The organism is Gordonia metallireducens (assembly GCF_021245825.1).
Taxonomy (GTDB): domain Bacteria; phylum Actinomycetota; class Actinomycetes; order Mycobacteriales; family Mycobacteriaceae; genus Gordonia; species Gordonia namibiensis.
The window spans coordinates 197,922-218,961 of record NZ_JAJQJP010000002.1 but is presented as its reverse complement, the minus strand read 5'-3'; the positions used below and the strand labels follow the sequence as shown (position 1 = coordinate 218,961).

At 64.6% G+C, this 21,040-nt stretch carries 17 protein-coding genes; 6 read left to right on the top strand and 11 right to left on the bottom strand.

From position 1 onward, the window contains the following. Positions 1–369: 369 nt before the first annotated feature. Positions 370–972 (top strand): TetR/AcrR family transcriptional regulator, encoded by a 603-nt coding sequence (locus tag LQD00_RS00975; RefSeq protein ID WP_232715243.1) that lies wholly within the window; start codon positions 370–372, stop codon positions 970–972. A gap of 3 nt (positions 973–975) precedes the next feature. Here the strand turns inward: LQD00_RS00975 and LQD00_RS00970 are convergent, their stop codons facing one another. After that, entirely contained in the window at positions 976–1,263 is a 288-nt protein-coding gene (locus tag LQD00_RS00970) for a hypothetical protein (RefSeq protein ID WP_232715242.1), read from the bottom strand. Between the two features lie 45 nt (positions 1,264–1,308). Beyond that, positions 1,309–1,806 carry a nuclear transport factor 2 family protein gene (locus LQD00_RS00965; RefSeq protein ID WP_232715241.1) on the bottom strand — a complete coding sequence of 166 codons (498 nt, stop codon included), beginning with the start codon at positions 1,804–1,806 and terminating at the stop codon, positions 1,309–1,311. A 115-nt stretch (positions 1,807–1,921) separates the two neighbouring features. Between LQD00_RS00965 and LQD00_RS00960 the strand changes: the two genes are divergently transcribed. Further along, positions 1,922–2,716, top strand: coding sequence for an SDR family NAD(P)-dependent oxidoreductase (locus LQD00_RS00960; protein ID WP_232715240.1), 795 nt, complete (start codon positions 1,922–1,924; stop codon positions 2,714–2,716). Positions 2,717–2,919: 203 nt separating this feature from the next. On the opposite strand, the gene LQD00_RS00955 is transcribed toward LQD00_RS00960, so the two are convergent. The 5 genes from LQD00_RS00955 to LQD00_RS00935 form a co-directional block, all read right to left on the bottom strand. Next, positions 2,920–3,363, bottom strand: coding sequence for an immunity 63 family protein (locus LQD00_RS00955; RefSeq protein WP_232715239.1), 444 nt, complete (start codon positions 3,361–3,363; stop codon positions 2,920–2,922). Between the two features lie 99 nt (positions 3,364–3,462). Next, positions 3,463–3,858 carry a hypothetical protein gene (locus tag LQD00_RS00950; protein WP_232715238.1) on the bottom strand — a complete coding sequence of 132 codons (396 nt, stop codon included), beginning with the start codon at positions 3,856–3,858 and terminating at the stop codon, positions 3,463–3,465. 32 nt (positions 3,859–3,890) lie between these two features. Continuing rightward, on the bottom strand, positions 3,891–10,532 hold the full coding sequence (locus tag LQD00_RS00945) for a putative T7SS-secreted protein (RefSeq protein ID WP_232715237.1): 6,642 nt from the start codon (positions 10,530–10,532) through the stop codon (positions 3,891–3,893). Positions 10,533–10,546: 14 nt separating this feature from the next. Continuing rightward, entirely contained in the window at positions 10,547–11,185 is a 639-nt protein-coding gene (locus LQD00_RS00940; protein WP_232715236.1) for a hypothetical protein, read from the bottom strand. Next, the gene (locus LQD00_RS00935; RefSeq protein ID WP_232715235.1) at positions 11,182–11,577 is read right to left on the bottom strand and encodes an SseB family protein; all 396 of its coding nucleotides are present in this window, start codon (positions 11,575–11,577) and stop codon (positions 11,182–11,184) included. The genes LQD00_RS00940 and LQD00_RS00935 overlap by 4 nt, the downstream gene beginning before the upstream one ends. Before the next feature lie 374 nt (positions 11,578–11,951). On the opposite strand from LQD00_RS00935, the gene LQD00_RS00930 reads away from it, so the two are divergent. Further along, positions 11,952–12,611, top strand: a complete 660-nt coding sequence (locus tag LQD00_RS00930; protein ID WP_232715234.1) for a M23 family metallopeptidase — start codon at positions 11,952–11,954, stop codon at positions 12,609–12,611. 129 nt (positions 12,612–12,740) lie between these two features. On the opposite strand, the gene LQD00_RS00925 is transcribed toward LQD00_RS00930, so the two are convergent. From LQD00_RS00925 to LQD00_RS00915, 3 genes are all read right to left on the bottom strand, one after another. After that, positions 12,741–13,988 carry a hypothetical protein gene (locus LQD00_RS00925; RefSeq protein WP_232715233.1) on the bottom strand — a complete coding sequence of 416 codons (1,248 nt, stop codon included), beginning with the start codon at positions 13,986–13,988 and terminating at the stop codon, positions 12,741–12,743. Further along, positions 13,985–15,082 carry a hypothetical protein gene (locus LQD00_RS00920; protein WP_232715232.1) on the bottom strand — a complete coding sequence of 366 codons (1,098 nt, stop codon included), beginning with the start codon at positions 15,080–15,082 and terminating at the stop codon, positions 13,985–13,987. Before LQD00_RS00920 ends, LQD00_RS00925 begins: the two co-directional genes overlap by 4 nt. A 105-nt stretch (positions 15,083–15,187) precedes the next feature. Further along, the gene (locus LQD00_RS00915; protein ID WP_232715231.1) at positions 15,188–15,910 is read right to left on the bottom strand and encodes an NUDIX hydrolase; all 723 of its coding nucleotides are present in this window, start codon (positions 15,908–15,910) and stop codon (positions 15,188–15,190) included. A 97-nt stretch (positions 15,911–16,007) separates the two neighbouring features. Here LQD00_RS00915 and LQD00_RS00910 point away from each other — a divergent pair, with 97 nt between their 5' ends. Then, on the top strand, positions 16,008–17,279 hold the full coding sequence (locus LQD00_RS00910; RefSeq protein ID WP_232715423.1) for a vWA domain-containing protein: 1,272 nt from the start codon (positions 16,008–16,010) through the stop codon (positions 17,277–17,279). 617 nt (positions 17,280–17,896) lie between these two features. Then, positions 17,897–18,562, top strand: coding sequence for a DUF3558 domain-containing protein (locus tag LQD00_RS00905; RefSeq protein WP_308195910.1), 666 nt, complete (start codon positions 17,897–17,899; stop codon positions 18,560–18,562). A gap of 208 nt (positions 18,563–18,770) precedes the next feature. Here the strand turns inward: LQD00_RS00905 and LQD00_RS00900 are convergent, their stop codons facing one another. Continuing rightward, positions 18,771–19,601, bottom strand: coding sequence for a helix-turn-helix transcriptional regulator (locus tag LQD00_RS00900; protein WP_406566926.1), 831 nt, complete (start codon positions 19,599–19,601; stop codon positions 18,771–18,773). A 141-nt stretch (positions 19,602–19,742) separates the two neighbouring features. Here LQD00_RS00900 and LQD00_RS00895 point away from each other — a divergent pair, with 141 nt between their 5' ends. Beyond that, complete coding sequence (locus tag LQD00_RS00895) at positions 19,743–20,909, top strand: LLM class flavin-dependent oxidoreductase (RefSeq protein WP_232715230.1); 1,167 nt, start codon at positions 19,743–19,745, stop codon at positions 20,907–20,909. Positions 20,910–21,040: the final 131 nt, after the last annotated feature.

The window sequence follows — 21,040 nt, the reverse complement described above, 5'->3', positions numbered from 1 at the left end:
ACTAAGTGGTCCCTGATTCTGTTGCGGCACAAAAGATTAGAGAGAACAGCGACGAGCCGGGCATGCCAGAGCCACGCCGGCTCGCGGTCCGGTCGCCGTCGTCGAGCGCCCACCGATGGCCCCACCCCGCCGGGGCCGGTTGACCCGCATGAGCACTCACCACCCCTCGTGGAATCGCGTCACACCGCCCCCGACGGCTGAGTAGCGCCGACCGAGCGCAGCGAGAACGTCGCTATCGAAGTCCGTGTCGTGCGTCACAGTGGACTTAGAGGCAAAAGTTAGACGACCATCCAGAAATCGGTGGCCGAATGCGAGAATTGGTCAAGACGAGCCCCACTTAGCGGCTCGACGACCCGACGGAGGAACTGGATGAGCGATGCCGCGCCCGTCGGACGTCGGGAAAAGAACAAGCAGCAGACGCGTGACCGCCTGCTGACCGCGGCCCGCGAATTGCTCGGAACACGCGGCACCGACGCCACGGTCGAGGAGATCGCCGAACGCGCCGAAGTCTCCCGGGCGACCTTCTTCAACTACTTCCCCAGCAAGGACGACCTGGTCGGCGCACTGTACGTCGAACTGATGGGCCTGTTCAGCCGCGTCGTCGACTCGATGCTTCGGCAGCCGTTGAGTACCTACGACCGCGTGGTGGGAGTGTTCATCGACTTCGCCCAGACCTCCGAGGCCGACCCCGACTACATGCGCGTCGTCACCGGCGAGATCGAACGGATCTACTCGGCGTCGGAGAACCCGGAACGCAGTCATCTGTTCACCGCGCAGGTACGACGACTCATCGACGCAGGGCTGGAGCAGGGCGATGTCCGCACCGACCATCCGGTGGAGTTCCTGGCCCAGATGGTGGCGGCGATCTACGTGTCGACGATGCGGTACTGGCGACTCGACCCCGACCTGAAGATCATCGAAACCTTCGAGCGCGCAGGACGATACGCAGCCGAATCCCTCATGCCGCGCTGAGGTTCACTCGTCCCCCGGCCTCGGCACGGGCGTCTCCCAGCGGGCCCGCCGCTCGTCGTCGGACTGCTCCCACCACGGGGTTCCGCGCTCCCCGAGGGCGACCTTCGCGGCCTGCACGCCGGCGCGCGACTCGGGTGCACCCTTGGTGCGCTTCACCTCGCGACGCCACGCCATGAGGATCGACTGCAGTTCGGACCGTCGATCGTCGGGGATGAGGGGATCCGTCGCACGCCACTTGCGGCCGTTGATGACGACGTGATGGCCGTCGGGGGTGTGCTCGGGTTCGGGCATGACTCCACGGTGCCATGATCTGCCGCCGGCGTCGCCGATCGACAGTCACCCGGAGAAGGTTCCGGCGTGCACCGTCGCGTCGTCACCGAGGGGACGACGCAGTGACCACCGTTCGGTGAGCTTGCTGGCCGACATCTTCCACTCGCCGTCCTCGACGACGTACTCGTCGTCGTACTCCCCCGTCATGACCGTCTCGGTGCGGTCGAGCAGGTTCACCTGACGGAACTTCAAGGTCCATCTACCGGTGGCCGTGGTCTCCGAGGTCAGCGTGATGTCGGGATGGAAGCCGTGGTGCATGTCGAAGATGACGTACTTGCCGTCGACCTTGTGCCCGGCCACCTGCTCGAAGATCTTCGCCATTGGTTCTGCGTCGTCGAAGGTGCCGAGCGGGCCGTAGTCGATACGCGCTCCGTGAGTGATGAAGCAGCTTCGAAAGCCGTTGACATCCTTGGCGTCACAGGCACGCCAGTAGCGATGCTTGAGTTGCTTGATCGCCTCGACGTGCGCAAGTTCTTCGAGACGACGAGTGGCGTCGGTGTCCATGTGGTCACCCTAGGTGCTCAACGTTCGGGCTCTGGCGACTTCTGCAACAACGTCAGTGGAGGCCGGGTCGAGACACGGCACGCCTGGGCCGAGCGACGCACAGTAGAGTCCCGGCATGCCCACCACAGCAGTTGTCACCGGCGCCGGCCGCGGTATCGGCCTTGCTTTCGCCCGTCGTCTCGCGCAGGAGGGGCATCGGGTGATCCTCACCGACGTCGACGGCGCGGCGGCAGAGCGCGCAGCGGCCGAGATCGGCAGTGGCGCTATCGGCCTGCAGCAGGACGTACGGGACATCTCGTCGCATCGTCGGATTGCCGAGGAGGCGGCCACTCTCGGGCGGTTGAGCGTCTGGGTGAACAATGCCGGCGTGCTCTATGCGGGAGAGGCGTGGGAGCACTCCGACGAGCAGATCGCCACCATCCTCGACGTGAATGTGCGTGGAGTTATGGCGGGATCGGCCGCCGCGGTTGCCCAGATGCGCCTGACTGGTGGCGGAGTCATCCTCAATGTCGCGTCCCTGTCGGCGCTTGCTCCCGTACCCGGGTTGGCGCTGTACGCCGCCACCAAAGCCGCGGTGCTGTCTTATACGACCTCGCTGGAGGGCGATCTGCGGCACGCGGGTCTGCCCATCCGGGTTCGTGCACTGTGCCCGGATGTCGTGAACACGCAGATGGTGACCTCGCACGCGAACGACCCCGGCGCCGCGATGCTCTTCGCCGGCCCCCGACCGCTCGACGAGGCGGCCGTGGTCCGTGCCGGTATGGAACTGATGAACAGCCGTCAGGTGTTCCGTGTGCTTCCGCGCTGGCGAGGGGTGATCAGCCGGGCCGGAGACCTCGCACCCAGCGTCGGCCTCGGACTGATCGGTGCGATGCGCAAGATCGGAAGACGCCGGCAGGCTCGCTCGTGACCGCGTCTGTGGGACCGACACGGCTCCATCAACGGGTGCGACCCACCGCCAGCCAGTCGGTCGAAAGAAACGACCGCGCGTCATCTTCTGGCCGCAGCAGATCCAGCGATGCTCCGACTCCCGAGGTAACGAGTCACGGCTCCGGCGTATGCACACTCTGGATCGATCCGCCGCCCTCACACCGCGTTATGCATGCAATACGATCAGTCGTACGGGTACGCGTTCAAAATCTCACTGATTTCAAGATCGGTGTGCCTGCCCCATTCGGGAGACAGAGAGTGCATCAGTCGGCTCCACCGCGGGAACCATAATCTCCGAGCGTCATTGACACTTTTGTAGTCCGGATCCCGCAGCGCAGCGCTTTGAGCATGGCTGCTGGCGACATCGCTCATTACGCCGAGCACGATGTCGTCGATTCGGTCGGAGACGATCAGAGCCGCAGGTTCGCCCCTTTCTCTGAACTCGAAGCGATATCTGCCATCCGGGTCAATACTTAAGAACCCGCCAGGACTGTCCGGAGAGTCGCCAGGAAGCTCTGCTCGGCGGACTTTCTCACCAGCGACCTGTTCGAAATGTCGAACGGCTTCGTTTAGTCGTAGCTTCAAGCGATCAAGCCGGGACTGAGGGTCTTCACAGGTATCCGTCATGGAACAACCTCTTCTCGACGATGATCGGCATGCTTTGGGGCAAACGCCTCGAATGCTTGAGCAACCGGAGGCCACACGGTTCAGGTGGAGGAACAGCGCCTAGCTTTGAAGTGCTCGTAGCCTCTCTCCCCTTTCTGCCCTGATTCGGTTCGTTCTGTCTGTATTCGGTACGACAAAAAATCGCACCCACGCTTCGCGGTATAAGCGGTGCGCGGAAGTGGTCTCGAAGTCGAGGTCGGTGCCCAAAATAGTTAAGGTGAAGAGGTCGTCATCCAACTCAACCAACGTCGGTCGGATTGTGAAGCCCCAGCCGTAGCCGAGGTCGGCATGGATCTGATCGATGCCCACTTTGTCCACCGAATCAAGTTGCAGGTAGGAGTCGATTGTCCCCTTCGGGGCGTCCGGGAGTTCGATGTAGATAGGCGTAAGACCCCAGTACGTCTCATAGAAGCGCTCAAGTGAAGAGCATGCTAGTTCGCAGATATCGGTATTCACATCGTTAGCCTTCCGAGTGCTGTCCGCACCATCTATTCACGTATCCAGGACATAGGAACGAAGAAATCCGCTTCGAAGACGATCTGATTCCCCCCTCCGAGGAGAACACCGCCTCCGAATATCTCTTGAGGGGCAGCCGTGCCCTCAAAGTACCGAACTCCGGCTGGGACCTCGATCGTGGTTACTGCGGTCGCCTTATTCTTCCATTCGGGATTGAGCGCACTGTCGATGCGGGCCTGCACCGGTCCGGAGGGCTTAGTGCGTGTCCAGAACTGACCGAGAACGGGGCCGCCCTCGGTGAACGCCCGGTAGAGCGTCATTGGCCGAGTCGTCACCTTCTCGGTGTAGCTTCCACCGCGGAATGTCGCGTCCACCCAGTCTTCCTGCGGCCCCTTCTTCATCGGACCGAAGTGGTCTATGACCTTGTCTCCGTCGCAGGGCGTCAGTCCCAATGGGTCGCACGTTGTCGGAGGACGGGCTGAGTACGAGTGGGGGTTCGGCGCGGGCGCAAGTCCTAGAGGGTCCGGGCTGAGGTAGCGACCGGCGCTGGATTGGTAGTAGCGGTGGCGGTTGTAGTGCAGGCCTGTTTCGTGATCGAGGTACTGCCCCGGGTACGACCATGGCGTCGATTCGCCCGTCCACGTGGTCTCGCCGTAGAGGGTCCGGATTGATCGACCCACGACTTGCCCGCTGTCCGGGTCAATGAGCGCAGTCGGAGCAGCGATCTGGTCAGTGACGATCGCGAAGAACTCGCGGTCAACCTCGGATTGCGTCCAGTGGCGCACCGAAGGTGCAGTGGGAGCGGAGCTGCTTAGGTTGAGACCGAGATCGTGAACCTGATCGGCAGCGTGGGGCGAGTCGACCGCACTCTCGGTCAGGCCAATCGGCTCAGATGTGACCGTCTGCGCCAGCGGCGCGTACGCGGAAGGCGAATAGGTCCAGGTGGTGGCTTGCAACCGCAAGTCGGCGTCGTCGGACACCATCTCGGTCTGTTCGACGAGGTGCTCTCCGTGCCAGTGAAAGCGTGCGGTCTCGCCGGTCGACTGGTTCGTCTTCGACAGTCGCCGTCCGACGTGGTCGTACGTGTAACTCCACACCGTGCCGTCCGGCGTGATCACCGACCGCAGATGATCGTGAGCGTCCCAGACGTAGTGCCAGACATCCGGTTTGCGCGACAATCGACGTCGGCTCATCGACACAACGCGACCAGCAGCGTCGTAGCGGTAAGACGTACGCCCGTCGTCGACAAGAAGGGTGCCGGAGTAGCGGCGACGGCCCTTCGAGGCTCGCTGCGCTCGCACCTCAGGGAGCAATGGGTCGCGTGCGCCACCCACCTCAGGGAGCAATGGGTCGCCGGCGCCTCTTACCTCAGGGAGCATCGGGTCGCGTGCGCCGCCCACATCAGGGAGCAATTGGTCGCCGGCGCCTCGCGCATCCGGGAGCGAAGACTGGTTGCTGCCTCGCACCTCGGGACCGAGGCCGTCCTCGCCCGTAGACGCGTACTCGGTGATGTTGCCGGTCGAATCGTACGAGAACTGCTCGGTCCCAGCAGGACCAGTGGCCGCGACCACGCGCCCGAGCACGTCCACTCGGTAGTCGGTCCGACCATTGAGCAATGTCGTCGTCGAACTCGTCAGAATTCCGTCCGTGCGGTAGCTGTACTCGGCGGCTGCGACAGTCCGATCGGGGCGCTTCTCCCCCGCGTTCGCGCCACTGATGCCGAGATTCAGGGCCGACGGGCGGTCCGCGACCGCCATCACAGACCGTCCGGTAAGACGACCGACTGCGTCCCACCCCGAATCGATGGCCGAGCCCTCGAAGCGGCGACGCCGCTCACGGCCTGTCGGGCTCGTAGTGATGTCGCACGAACGACCCGCGCTGGACAGGAAGTCGAGAACACCACGCGGGTCGTAGCCGTATCGGGTGTTGACGCCTGTCGGCGACGTCAGCGACGCCAGTCGTCCAGCACCGGTCCAAGCAGATTCGATGATCCAGTCGGTCCGACCGTCGTCGACGCCGGTGAGCTGCGGAAGTCCGGCCGCGGTGTAGCTCGTGTGCCACCGACCGAAGACACCGGCTGCGCTCTCGAGTCGACCGGCGGCGTCGAAGCTGTATTCGGTTGTCTCACCACCGAGGTCAGGATTGACCGGGTCTGCAGTCAGATCACTGATGCGCCGGCCCGCTGCGTCGTATGTGAAGGACACCGTTTGACCCGCTGCGTTCGTGCGCGACGCGAGGCGCCCCTCATCGTCGTACGTGTAGGTCGTTGTGGCGGTGTTGAAGTCGGTTTCCGACGCCAGTGAGCCGTCAGCGTTGTAGGTGTACGTCCAGACGAGGTCGTCGGGGTTGGTGACCGCGATCAGTCGCCGGGTAGCGTCGTAACTGAATTCGGTGCGGGACCCGTCCGCGTCGATGCGTGCAACCGGCAGGTCGTAGTGCCCGTACTCCCAACGGGTCACGGCCCCGACCGGGTCGGTGTGTGCGACACAGTTGCCCTCGCCGTCGTACTCCCATCGTGACTGGCCGCCGTCCGGTGCGGAGACGCTGGTCCGGTTGCCCATTGCGTCGTAGGAGACGACCGTCCGCGCGCCTTCGGCATCGATGACCTCCGTGGGACGCCCGAAGCCGTCGTAGGTGATCCGCGTGGTATTGCCGAGTGTGTCCGCGATCGTGACCGGCAGGCCGGCACCGTTGTTCCGATACCGCACCACGACGCCGTCGGGATCGGTTCGCGAAGTCAGCGCACCGTGCTCGTCGTACGTGTAGCGAGTGTCGGCGCCCGCGTTGTCGACGACGCTGACCGGTGAACCGTTCTCGTCGTAGGAGATCCGCGTCGTGATGCCGCCCGGTTCGACGATCCGTACCGGACAGGCGGGCTCGGCGTACGCGATGTCGGTGACCTTGCCGTCCGGCGCGGTGATCGACTCGACGTCGCCGGAAGCGTTGTAGCGCAGCAGGGTGCGCGCGCCGCCGGGACTGGTGATGGACAGCGGTTGACGGTTGGCGTTGTAGTCGGTGGCCCTGATCCGTCCGGCGGCGTCGGCCTCCTGACGCACCCGGCCGTCGGTGTCGATGCCGTAGACGGTCGTCGCGCCGACGGCGTCCCGATAGGTCGTGTACGAACCGTTGCCGTCGGGCCGGAGTTGGTAGCTGAACCGGCCCGACCAAACACCGTTCATGCCGGACTGGATCGTCACCCGTCCGAGATCGTCGTAGCAGTTCCAGTACTCCATATCCAGCGAATCGCGCCACCAGGTCATCCGCGCAGCGTCGTCGTAGGCGAAATACGTTGTGGCACCGACCGCGTTGGTCGACACCGCGAGATTGCCCTGGTGGTAGTCGAAGGTGCACAGCTGCTGATCGACGGCGGCACCGCCCAGGCCCGCCGTCAGCCGGTAGCCGAGGATGCGGGCGCCGTCGCACTGCACCTCGATCCGATAGCCGGCCGAGTGTTCCACCGCCTTGGGTCGGCCCTGCTTGTCGAAGATGAATTCGATCCGGTTGTGGTGACGGTCGGTCATCGCCGACACCGCGATATCACCGGCGCGAACGTCCACCCCGTCGAGTTCGGGTATCGGGATGAAGAACCAGCTCACGCGGTCGCGGATGTGGGTGACCTGGTAACCGCCGGTTGGGGTCGTGCGCAGCTCCCAATCAGTCGGGGTGACACTCCGTGACACCGAATCACCGTCGGGCTTCGGGAAATTCGTCAACGTTCCGTCGCCATCGACGATGGTGACGAGCTCCTCCTCGACGATCGCTCGTGCATCCAGGGTCGAAGGTGTGGTCTGGCCCATCCAGCGGCCCCATCGATACCGCGAACGGTGCCGGTGCGTCAGACGCAGCGGAAGCACGCCGGGTAGTTCGACGTCGGTCAGCGGGAGGAAGTACTCGCCGGTCGCGACGTTGACCGGCTCTCCGTCGGCGCGGCACTGCGACGGCGCCTCGTTGCCCGCGCTGGTGCCCGCAACGTCCGGCGCGTCCTCGTTGGTACGCCAGGGCATCGCCGGGTCGTGGGGTTCACGCGTGTCGTGGTCGATCTCGGGCTCGGACTTCGGACCATTCGGCCCATCGTGATCGCGAAGCGTCGCGTCGGAATCCGGTGTCGTCGGACGGTGGTTCGGAGTGGCCGGTCGGTCAGGTGAAACCGGCCGGTCCGCGAGTACCGCCGGCGGGATCGACCGGTCGTCAGGCGTGACCCGTGGGGTGGGAGTACCCGGGTCGCGGTCGGGCATGTGTCGGACCGCCGGTTCGGGCACGTGGTGGGAATGTGATTGCGCGGGCCGGGCGCGGTCGCTCTCGCGGGCGTGGCCGGTGCTGTCAGGGGTGGACCGTGCGGGTGGAGTGCGGTCGGGAGTGTGCTCGGGGATCCGCGGTGGTGCCGCGGGGGTGTCGGTCTTGGTCGGCGTCGCTGCGCCGCCCGGAGTGTTTGAGGGTTTCGGCTGCCCGCCATCGGTTGTCGAATGCGGTGTCGACGCCGCGTGATGGCCGGAGACCGGCGCAACCGGAGTTGCCGGCGAGTTCTCCGACGGGCTCCGGGTCGGCGTGTCGGCCCCCTGGTGGGCCCCGGAGGGTGGGCCGTCACCGTGGGGCGCCACGGGTGTCGGGCGCGCTCCCGGTATTGGCGTGTCCGCGTCGGCGTGTGTGGGATGTGTTGTTGGACCGCCGCGTTCGTCGGCGGCTTTCGGTGGATGCGCACCGGTGGGCTCGTCGTTACGGCCGGGGTGCTGTCCGGAACCGTGGGAATCAGTTCTGGGCCGAGTCGGTTCGTGGTGGGTCGTTCCAGAGGCGTCGCGGTCGGTTGGTGCCGTTTCATCGGGGCGCGCGGGATTTCGACCGGCGGGGTCGCCATCGGTCTTGACAGAAGACGGTTCGCTACGGAGGTCACCGGGTGCGTCGTTGCGGTCGACCGGGACGCGAGCGGGGGCGTCGGAGTGGTCGGGGGTGTGGTTGGCGGGCGTCCCGGCCTGATCCGGGGTGTGTTCGACCGCGCCGGCACCCGTAGGCGTGGTCGTCTCGCCGCGGTCGGGTCCGGGCGGGTTGTCGTCAGCGGTCGTCCGCGAGCCAGGCGTGCTGTTTCCGACATCGGAGCTCGACGGATCCGGCGCGTCTCCATGGAACGCCGTCGTCGACTCAGGGGTTGGCGTGGGCGATGGGCCGTCGCCGTGCGTGCCGGTAGGTGCAGGGTTGTCGAACGTGCCTCCACCGACGGGCTGATCGGGAGACGATGCGGGAGTATCAGGACGTGCTGTCGGCGCGTCGGGTCCCGGAGTCGGCGTCGAGTCGACGGCTCCCCCGGCCGGTGTGCCCCGATCCGGCACCGACGATGGAGTTGTCGACGGTGCGTCGACCGGTGCATGTGGTGTCGGGGTGTCCACTGGTGACACCGGCGGGCCATCATGTGTCACCGGAAGTTCGGGGCCATGACTACCGAGCAGCTCGGAAGACGGTGTGGCACCGTGGTTTGCGGGCGTGACGGTGGGTGTGGAAGGCGATGGGTGCGGTGCAATCGGCGACGCACCAGGTGCATGGGACACAGACCCGGCGCGGGGCGTCGGAGATGATGGCGACGGCAGATGACGTGTGCTCTTGAGGCCTGCGGTGAGCGCGGATGTTCCCTTCGGCCCGGGCGCTACCGTCATGAGAACGTTGCCGGTGAAGTTGCCGAGGGCCTGAGAGGGATCGTCCGACCACCCCGAACCGATGAAACCGCGGACGAACTCGTCGGGGTTCGCCACCTGATGCACGAGGCCTGCCGCCATGCCCGCGGTGTTGCGTGCGTACTGGTGCGGGTTGGTGACGTTGTAGATGTTCGTCGGGTTGAGCATGTTGAGGGCTTTGACGACCTCGGTCACCGAGCCGATCATGCCGGCTTCGAAATGGTTGAACGCGGTAAAGCCAGCGGTGCCCACGTCTTTCGCGGTCATCGTTGCCTGTTCGTACGCCGACGGCATCGGTGGCGCCATGTTCGCGGCACTACTCAGTTCGGCCTTCGTTCCCGGCGCCGCCGAATTGCGGTGGTCACGGCCGACTTTCAGGATCCGTTCGGCCTCGGCCTTGTATCCCGGCCATGGATCCGGCCCCGGGTGGACGGGCGGGGTGTCGCGACGATCGTTCTGATAGTCGTCGAGTTCCTCGTTGTACTTGTCGGCCGCCTTGACCCACTCGTCCCGTTTGCGTTCGCCTTCCTCCCACACGCGGACGGCCTCGGCCGCCTTCTGCTGCGCGAACTCGACCACGCCGGCCCAACTGGACAGCGCGGCGGCGGCTTTCGACGCGGCGTCGGCCGCGGCGAACCACTTCGGAACCTGATTCGCGGTGGCATCACGGAAGCCGGCGGCGCCGTCCCCGGTCCAGTTGCCCGCCGAGATGCCCCGTATTCCCTCGCCGGCACTGGTGAAGTTGCCGGCGAATCCGGTGAACTTCGCGGCGAGATCCCGGATTCCACCGGGGTCGCCGAGGACCAGTTCCTTGGGGTTCTTCGACTCCTCCAGTTGCTTCTCGTCGGGCATAGCGCCCAGGGAGTTGGCGACGCTGTCGCCGAAGTCCTCGACCCCGGTGGCGATCTTGTCCAGACCGACACTGCGGAGACCGTCTCCGAGAAGGTCGGTGGCGCCGTCGACCACGCCCCCGAGCCACTCTTTACCGTCCTCGAGGAAGTCGAACATGCCCATTCAGGCCGCCCCGATCACTGGTCGACGCGCGGGGCGGGGAAACCCGGCTCGGTCGGGGTGTCGGCGGTGAATCCGTCGCTCTGGAAGCCATCGATGGTGTCGGTGACCCCGGATACGGGGTTGACCGCGTGGCGGCCGATGGTCCCCATGTCGTCGAGCAGCGTCGATCCGGTGGCGCTGAAGAACTCCTTGTGCCGCTGCATCTCCTCGGGGGTCAGCGCCCACTGCGGGTTGGTCACGGCGTTGCGGTTGTGGTCCCACAGATCGCCCAAGGACATCTCCTTGATCTGCTCGGCCGTCAGGTTCGGGTCACCGACAAGGTCCATCGCCCAGTCCTTGAGCTGGTTGGCGGCCCATTCTTCTTCGCGCTCATAGTGACTGGCGCCCAGTCCGAGGCCCTTGGAGAGCTCCGCGGCGCCGGTCACCAGCGCGCGGACGCCCCACTCCCAACGATCGCAGTATTCCTCTAGGCCGTCCTTGGGGTCGGCGTGGCCGATTGTCTTGCCGTCGAGATCGAGATCGCCGTAACCGCGACCGAGTCCTGCGGAGTATCCGGAACCGACGCCGGTCTGCCCCAGAGCGTCGATCACGCCGTTGATCCCGGCGCTGGCCTTCTCCATGTCGGCGGGATTGACGCCCAAGTTGTCTGTCATCGAACGACCTCGCCCTCGTCGTCGTAGTAACAGTGCGGAGTCAGGTCCTTGGTCGGCGGGAAGGTCATCATCTCCGACGTCGCGCAGTCGACGACGAGGCCCGTCGGTTCCGGGGCTTGGTCGAGGACGTCGTCGATCAGCGACTGTCCCTGGACCTCGACATAGGTGATGTCGGCGGAGTCGCGCTCGGTCAGGTCGGCGAAGTCGCGTAGACGCTGGGGACTCGTGAACGCCAGCATCCACGGCAGCCCACTCTGCTTGAGGGTGAAGAAACGGCCGTGGACATCGAGCGGTACCGAGAGTTGCGTCTCGCGTAGTGCTGCGTACAGCATCGGTGGGTCGCCGAAACCGGACAGGTACGCCCGCACTTCCCCCGCATACGTGACAGTCATCGAATCCCCCGACATTCATCCCCGTGCCGGATGATGCTAGATCACCCGACGCCGGATCTCCTCGCGGCCGTCCACAGGGTCGGCTCACCGTGTCGCGTTCGGCAGCCGGCTGGGTGCGGGATCGCCGTCCCCTTTCTTTGCGACCCCGGACGCGGCTCCCAGCGCGCGTCGCCGTACGAAGCCGCGTGCGTAAGTGTCATCGCGGCGTCGCCCAAAAGGGTGACCGGGCCCACTCTGACCTGGGTGATCGGCATCTTCCGAGTGAGCCCGGCCACGCTGAGGCCGATTTCTAAGGCTGTGCTCAGGTCCGCGTGTTTAGCCTCGTCGTGTCCGATACGAGATCTAATCGTTACTGAAACAGAAAAGCTGTGCCCTTGAATTTCCTGAACGCTCATCACTCACCCCAGACCCGCACCCGAAAGGCAGTGCGCGCTGCCGCGCTCGTGGCCTTTGCAGGCGCCGCCGGCCTGACGGTCGGCACCGCGGCGCAGGCATCGGCCCAGCCCGCGCCTCAGCCGCCGGCCCCGCACATCGCGCTGCCGGAAAACGTGAAGATGCCGGCCGGCCTGGCCCTTCCGCCTGAGGTCGACAAGTTCGCCCGCGACATCCTGCCGCCGTCGGTCTTCACCCCCGGCGCCCCGGGCATGCGGAAGGCCGTCAAGCCCGTCAGTGGCACCGTCACCTCAGGCTACGGCGCACGCTGGGGCTCCAACCACAACGGCGTCGACATTGCCAACAAGATCGGCACCCCCGTCTATGCCGTGACCGACGGAGTCGTCGTCGAGTCCGGCCCGGCCTCCGGCTTCGGCCAGTGGGTCCGCGTGAAGCAGGACGACGGCACCACCGGCGTCTTCGGGCACGTCGACCAGAGCTTCGTCCGCCCCGGACAGCACGTCACCGCCGGCCAGAAGATCGCCACCGTGGGCAACCGCGGCCAATCCACCGGCCCCCACCTCCATTACGAGGTCTGGGACGCCAACGGCACCAAGATCAACCCCCAGGTCTGGCTCAACAAGCGCGGCGTCCACCCGTGATGGACGCTGCCTCCTGAGCAGCTGCTCTGCCAAGTATCGACGCGATGTGTCCACCATTCAGTGGGCACATCGCGTTCTTGTTTGCTCGACGAAGTGGCGCCACTTGATCGCAGCACCACAAATCGACGACTAATCGACATCGCGCAACGGGAGGACGAGGTCGCAGTACGAGTCGCTGCATTCCTCGAAGCGATCGACAAGATCCAGCTGCCAGGGTTGTGCGGTACTGACAACGAGATCGTCCCACGATCGTGCGCTTGGAATTCGAGACGCACGGTATGCGTCACTGATGACGGTTGCGGCAAGTGTGCCGGTACGGAGCAGGGCCGGAATGTTCGCGTGACGGATGTGAGATGGATGCAATACGCGCACGGTGTCTCCGACCGCCTGGTGCGCCGCCATTCGTGCAGCCACCTTGCCCAACGAAATCGCCGACACGAGACCGTGGGCGGCCAAGAGCAATTCTGTGCGACGACGCTGTTCAGGCCAGTCCAGCTTTGCGGTTCCCGTTCTGTGGAACGCTTCAGCGTGCACGTATGTGCGCATGAGCACCTCGACGACGATCACCGTCATCGACGGAGTGGCTATCCCGCTCCGAAGATTCCATCCGGTTCCGTTGCCCAGACCGCTGTATGCATGCAGCGCGAACTTCCGTAGCGCCTCAGAATCACTCTCGTACAACAACGACATTCCTGGAATCGGCAGACTCATTGGCGTAACGACATCCGCAAGCAGATGCTGGCTGAGTCGTAGAGCCGCTTCAGTAAGAGGCATTGGCCCCCGAAACCCGTCGCACGCAACGGCACAAGGAATCCCGTTCTCCCAACGAACCCCTCGGAACTCCCCTTGCATCACTTGCCTGAGCGCCTCTATGGGACGCCCCAGATCGTGTCCAGCTGACTTCACGCGATGTGCGCGGCCCCCGAACCCTGGACCCATGTGGTCGACAGGCAAACGTTTGCCTGCGGCCTCCCAGTTCTGGACGATGGACGTTTCCGTGAGATTCCGCAGCCTGTCGCGCACCGCCGTGTCGATCGTCGAATCGAACCAGCTCGACAGTAGGCCGATGACACCGGCAGCGCCGACTGCAAGAAAGTCCGAGGACCTCCACTGGAGGCGATGTTTGGTGAGCCACTCCTCCCACGCTTCGCGTTGCCTTGCTGTCAGCGCTTGGTCGAGATCAACTTCGTCCCAACCTCGTTCCAGCCGAAGTTGCTTGTTGTACTCAGTTAGCTCCTCGTAGGACTGCCGACGCGACGTTTCCGGGAGATCGACCGCCGGCTCCTCATCGTTCAGCGCGGCGGTGATGATGTCGTCGAGCTCGCTGAGGCGTCGCGCCTGCGTGTCGAGGTTGAGCTCGATCTCGTCGTCACTCATTGTGCGCTCATCGCCGGCAACCGGTCACGAACCACTGTGAGCGTCGTTGTGGCGGAGCGCAGTTCGCGAAGTTCGTGCTTCATCTCTTCGATCTGGGCTTTGAGTGAGACGTTCTCGGCTTTTGTCTGCGCATTTTCGACACGCAGAGTGCCGATTCTGTCGACGAGCAACTCGGTTCGGTCAGTCAGGGTGTTGATGTTCTCCTGAAGACTTTCGACCACACGACGCATCTTCTCGTCGCGATTGGAGGAGTTCGCCAGTACCAGTCGCGCGATGAGGTCCAATTTCACAGCTTCGGCGGCGATCGCCTGAGATGCGAGCGGACTGAATCCAGTTCCGGCAGCGGCAGCGCCACCAAGGGCGACGCCTCCAATTCCAGTCAGAAGCATTGTCCCGCCGGCGACACCGAATCCGCCCGCAGCCAGCGATCCACCGCCCAGGGCCGCCAATCCAGCCGACGTCGCGGCCGCACCGGTCAGACCCATCGAGCTTCCGATCGCGGCGCCGATCGCTGGGGCCGCCCATCCTGCGGTGGCGATTCCTACACCCGCCCCGACCACGGTCGCCGCTGCGACTCGGCCCCACTTGATCGATTTGAGGCGCAGCGCTCTTCGAACGGCGTCGAGCTCTTCAGTCGCAGACTTGAGGTCGCCTAGCTTCAAACCTGCGAGGTCGCGGTCCGCGACTTCGAGACTCTTCTGGCGAGTCTTCTTATCCCATTTACTTGCGTCAGCCCACGGTTGGAAAGTGAGTAGTTCGACAAGGATCACCATTGCTGCCGACCGAGTCTTGACCCGGTCCGCAAGCGGAGCGGCCAGGTCGACGAACAGATCGACCTTTTCTTCGATCGACCTCTGGTCGAAGTCCTCCAACTCAGAAGGAACCCAATCCGCTCTACCTACCGGCACCACATCCACAAAGGACTGCAGAACAAACCGATGCAAGTCATTCGTTTTCTGAGTGGTGTTCCGATCCTTGCGCTCCGCTTTGAGGTCAGCGGCGAGCATGCGCGCCTGCAACGAGCGCACCGTCAGCACCTGAAGCGGGGTGAGCCTCAGTTCTTCAACCACTTCATTCGCGGTCACTTCAGTCATGGAGATCCTCGATCGGTCCAGGGTTGTCGCAGGCACTGTACCGACTTCGTCCGACACCGCTCGTCGACATTCCAGACATGCGACCAGGAAGTCGTAGCTTCACTTTCACCCGTCGCGACTCCCATCGGACGGCGGACTGGGCAACCGCCATCCGAACGTCGCCGTCGGCGGCGCGTCCTTCGCGTACAGCCGTGCCGGGCGGCCGCCACCGACCCTCGTCGCGGGCTTCCCCTCGGCGTCGAGGAGCGGCGCAAGTAATGGCTGCGCCCGCCGATTGAACGAGTCCCGCATCAGGCGCCGCCCGAGGATCGCTTCATGCAGTTCCCGCAGCTCCGACAACGTGTACGGGGGTCGCAGGAGGTTGTCCGGGTCGGGTTGGTCTTCGTAGCGTTCGCGGAGTTTGTCGGTGGCCGCTGCAATGATCTCGGCGTGGTCGTAAAGAACCCGCTCCCCTGACGTCAGCTGACCTGTTGGCGTGACGGGCGCGAGTTCACCCGTGACGTCGGACAATTCGACGGCCGGCAGTGCCACGGCATGCGCGACCGAGATCGTCCACCCGCGAGGATCCCGGTCAGGATCACTGAAGACCGCCAGCAGGTGCGGATGGACGTGATCGGGCGAGAGCCCCAGTTTCAGTTCGAGCACCTCGCGCACCGTCTCCTCGACGGTGTGCCGCTCCCGGACGAACCGCCCCGGCAACGCGACCCTCCCCTCCTCGTCGCGCTGGATCACCACGTTCAGCGCGCCGTCGGAGACCGTGAGGACCGCGATGTCGACGGCCACGTTCGGTCGTGGGTAGTCGGTGAGCGTCGTCGAACGAGTGGTCACAATAAAAGACTATGCGAATGTCTGCGCAAAGCACTAAACTCATATTCGCGCAAAGTCGCCGTCTCGATCGGATGCCGGGACGGAGGAAGGAATGATGATGAAACTCTCCGCTGCTCTGGACGTCGAGATGGTGGCCCACGAGACCGCCGATGAAGTGACCGTTCTGCTGGAACTGCAGGCTCCCGCAGGACCCGAATCCAAACGCACCCCTACTGCCTTGCAGGTGGTGCTCGATCGGAGCGGGTCGATGTCCGGCAGTCCGCTCGAGGGTGCGAAGAAGGCGCTGGCCGGCGTTGTCGCGCAGCTGGATCCGTCGGATGCGTTTGGCGTGGTCACCTTCGACGACGACGCGCAGGTCGTTGTGCCGGCCACTCTCCTGTCGGACAAGCAGCGCGCGGTGGACGCGATCGGGTCGATCGTGACCGGTGGTTGCACCGATCTGTCGTCTGGGTACCTGCTCGGCCTGCGGGAACTGCGGCGTAGCGGCCTGGCCGCGGGGATCCAGGGCGGCACGGTGCTGATCATCAGCGACGGCCACGTGAACCGCGGGATCACCGAGGTCGACAAGTTCGCGAGTGTTGCGTCGAAAGCCGCCGCGGACGGGATCGTCACGTCCACGCTCGGTTACGGGCGCGGTTACGACGAGACGTTGCTGTCGGCGATGGCGCGGGCGGGCAACGGCAATCATGTGTTCGCCGACAACCCGGACGCCGCGGGTGCGGCGATCGCCGGCGAGGTCGAGGGACTGCTGTCGAAGTCGGCGCAGGTGGTGACGCTGACCGTGCGTTTCGTCCCGCAGGTCAAGGAGTTATCGCTGTACAACGACCTGCCGGCACACCAGACCGCCGACGGCGAGGTGATGGTCGAACTCGGCGACTTCTACGCGCTCGAGGAGCGGAAGCTGTTGCTGCGGATGAAGGTCGACGGCCTGGCCGCTCTCGGGCTGACGCAGATCGCGACGCTCGAACTCCGGTACGTGGAGACCGCGACGCTCACCGAACACACGGTGTCGCTGCCCATCTCGGTGAATGTGGTCCCGGGCGACGAAGCGTCGGGTCGCGTTCCGGACCCGAAGGTGGAGTCGGAGCGGCTCTACCAGGAGGGACAGGCCGCGAAGCTCAAGGCATCGGAGGCGTTCGAGGCCGGCGACCTGGATGCGGGCAACCAGCTGCTCGGCGAGTCGGCGTCGCAGCTTCGACGGGCATCGGCGTTCGCTACTCCCGAGGAGCACGCGCTGATCGAGCAGGAGTTGCGGAGCATCGAGGTGCTGGGTGCGGAGGCGCGGGTCGAGGGTGCGGGGTACGCGTCAAAGATGTCTCGGGATTCGTACCACCTCGCGAACCGCAAGCGCGGGCGTCGGCGGGCGTAGTGGGTTGTAGTCGGCGTGTGGCCACCGGGCTTGGGCTCGGTGGCCACTTCTGTCCTGAGCGGCTTCACCGCGCCCTCTCCCAGTTCGCGCGGGACGTGGAGGCGTACTCGATTCGGAGGAGTTCGGCGCTGCGGGTTGGCTTCCGTGGGTCTGCCGGGGTTCAGACTCCACAGCGAGCAGGATCAGATGGCGGAATCGCCGGGCCACGCTAGTCTGTTCGGCGAGGGTGGGGCGCCGTCGGGGCGCGCGAGCGTGAGGGGGACTTGTGACGACACCGTTCTCAGATGACTCGGTATTTCCCAGATTGGGCCCACCGGTGCCACCTAGGTCGGACGACGCCGACTACCAACTCCGCTCCAAGCGCGCGTTGTGGGAGCGGCGGGCAGAGGTCGCGAGAGACGCGGCGAAGGAGCTATCAGTAGCGAAACGGCTACTCGCAGGGGCAGGTCGTACAAACAAGCTCGGAGAATGCACTGAAGGCCGGGACGTTACGAAGGCCGTCCGATCTGCGATCGAGTCACTCTCGGCAGAGTTAACAGATCAAGCTCTGAGAGCGACTGCACTGAGTGAACAATGCAGCTCTGCTGTCTTGAGCTTCGAAGACGTGGACGCTAGAGGTGCCGCCAGTCTTGAACAATAAGTATCGGAAGATCACACCGACGTTGATCGCCGTGGGCACCATCGTGACTGGAGTCGGACTGTCAGCCTGTGGCGTTGCCGGTTCGCCCACACCAACGAGTTCGTCTGGTCCGCACTCGTCAGCGGCAATCGGAGTTCGTCAGACGGACGACGCTGGGCGGCGACTTCCATTCGACACTGAGTTTCCAGATCGCTGGAGTAGCAATAACGACGGCACTTCGTACGAGCCTTGCACCCAAGTGCCTGAGGAAGTTGTTCGACGCTTCGGGCTCGATGTGGAGTCCGTAAGCGATGTCGCAGGGTCGAACTTCCAGACAGCCCGCGGTTGTCAGTGGAGCTATTTGAACAACGAGTTGTCATTTCTCTCGCAGTTCGTTGGAAATCTAGACCGGCCGCAAGGCGGTCTTTCTGCACACAAAGAGGAGTACGCCTCCACGACCTGGCACCCAGACATCGAGATTGAAGGTCGGCGAGTAATCCTCGGGTCCTCGGATCCGTCAGACTGCGCAGCTTACGTCCAGTCTGGGGAGGCCGTAGTCATAACCAACGTCGTCCTGATTAAGCAGAACCCGCCGCCCATCGAAGCTGTCTGCGCATCTGCGGCCGACTTCCTCCGCTCGACCATCGACGGCATTCCTGAGTAGGCTGAAGACGCCGTTGTAGCGGCGCTATGTAACGCAGCAGAACCGCAATCGGCAACGCCCTGACGAAGATTCAGACCACAGATGTATGCGCGTAAGACTGGTACCTCACTGGTGCGTCGTCCATCATCGACGCGGATTTCTCCGGACCCCACGTCAAAGATGCCCGTGAATGGGCAGTCATTAGGCGCCTGGGTGGCGACTCGCTTCGTTAGCGATTGGTCGTGACACAAACGAGCTTCACCAACTCCGCCCGGTTCCTTACCCGCGTTGCCGTGAAGACCCGACTCACATACTTCTTCACCGTGTCGACTCCCAGATTGAGGATCGACGCGATCTCTTCATTGGTATGCCCGTCCGCAACGAGCTCCGCCAACTCGATCTGCCGCGGCGACAGACACTCCCGCCACGATGGGAGCGGTTGCCCGGGAAGCAGTTTCGCGAGGTTCGACAACTGCCGCGACAGCAACCCCATGGCGTGCAACCGAACGCGGTCCGGTTCCCTACCCTCCGAGTCGAACAACCCGACCAACCCGTGGCAGTCATTCGCGAGGTCGAGATGCATCACGGCCGCGCTGTGTAACTGCTTGCGATACAGGAAGTCCTGTAGATAGCTGATCGAATCCCCAGCGAGTCCGCCGAGCTTGCCCGCCGAAATCGCCGGGTTCTTCGACAGCGCCGCCCGCGACTGCGCGGACGCGAAGACATCCTTCGGATACCAGCGGGCTTGATACTCGTCGATCACCGGCATGATCCGCCCCGTGACCACAGGGTCAGGATCCGAGAACGCGGTGACAAAGGTCGGGCCGGCGAAGAAGGTGGTGTTCAGACAGTCGTAGTGCTCGTGCAGCGCACCCATCAACACGTTCTTGAACGCGTCGAGGGTCTCCGCCCGCGAACACACGTCGAGAATGGCAAACATCCGCTCGTACTCATCAACGGGCAACGCGACCGTCTGACTGACCAACGCCCACTCCTTCCTCTGGAAGCGATCCCCGAACTGTACCGGTTCAAGTGTGACGCGGAGCACATGCAACGCCATGCAACGGTTCCGCGGTTGCCGGGCGATCAGGGCCTGGAGCAAACCGTCCACTTTCGTGCACTGTGGCGCCAGTCACACACTTCCTAGTCTCGGGATCATGGCCGACACGACCGTCGGCCGAGCAGATCGACAGGAGATCCCATGAGCAGGCTTCGTTTCGGATACTTCATGGCGCCGTTCCACGCACCCGGCCGCAACCCCACCGCAGCCCTCGAACGCGACCTCGACCTGGTCGAACACCTCGACCATCTCGGTTACGACGAAGCCTGGTTCGGCGAACATCACTCCGCGGGCAGTGAGATCATCGCCTCCCCAGAGATCATGATCGCCGCCGCTTCGCAGCGGGCAAATCGCATCCGATTCGGCACCGGCGTCACCTCGCTCTCCTACCACAACCCCCTGTGGGCGGCCGACCGCATTATGCAGCTCGACCACCTGACCCGCGGCCGCACCATCTTCGGCGTCGGACCCGGTTCCCTACCGACTGACTCCGCGATGATCGGCCTCAACCCCACCGACACCCGCGAGCTACTACAGGAGAACCTCGACATCGTCGTGCGACTCCTCCGTGGCGAGACGGTGTCCGCGAAGACCCGCACCCACGAGCTGTACGACGCCAAGCTGCAGCTGGCGCCCTACTCGGCCGACGGCATCGACGTGGTGGTCGCCGCAGTGGCGTCGCCAACCGGGCCACGACTCGCCGGCACCCACGGACTCGGCCTGCTGTCGATCGGCGCGACACTCTCCGCCGACGGATTCGACGCGCTCGGCCACCACTGGAACGTCATGGAGGAACGCGCCGCGGCCAACAACGTCACCGTCGACCGCAGCAAGTGGACCCTCGCAGGCCCGTTCCACATCGCCGAGACCGAAGCCGAGGCGTACCGGCAGGTCGAGTACGGCATCGAGCAATGGTTCGACTACTTCCAGCACGTCGCCGCGTTCCCCCAGATGGCTGTCTCCGGGAGCAAGCTGACGGAGATGATCGACTTCATCAACGAAGCCGGCATCGGCGTCATCGGAACCGCCGAGCAGGCTCGGAATCAGGTTCAGCGGCTGTGGGACCAGTCGGGCGGCTTCGGATGTCTGCTGCAGATGGGCCACGACTGGGCGAACCCGCAGGACACCAAGCGTTCCGCGGAACTCTTCGCGCAGGAAGTGTTCCCGCACTTCCAGGGACAGGCACAGGCGACGCTCGACGCCGCTGAACATGCCCGTGCTGTGCGGGAGGGTCATGCCGCGAAGCAGCTCGAGGCCGTCGACCACATGACACGCAAGTACCAGCAGGAGCTCGCCGCGAAGGCCTGAGTCTCGCCGCCTCCAAGCACGACAGGGCACCCGCCCCACGGGCGGCATTCGCTGAAGATGGCTCGCGTGCGCTCCCCGGTCGCCGTCGCGACAGTTGCGACGGCGACCGGCTGCGTGCGACGGCGGCTCGC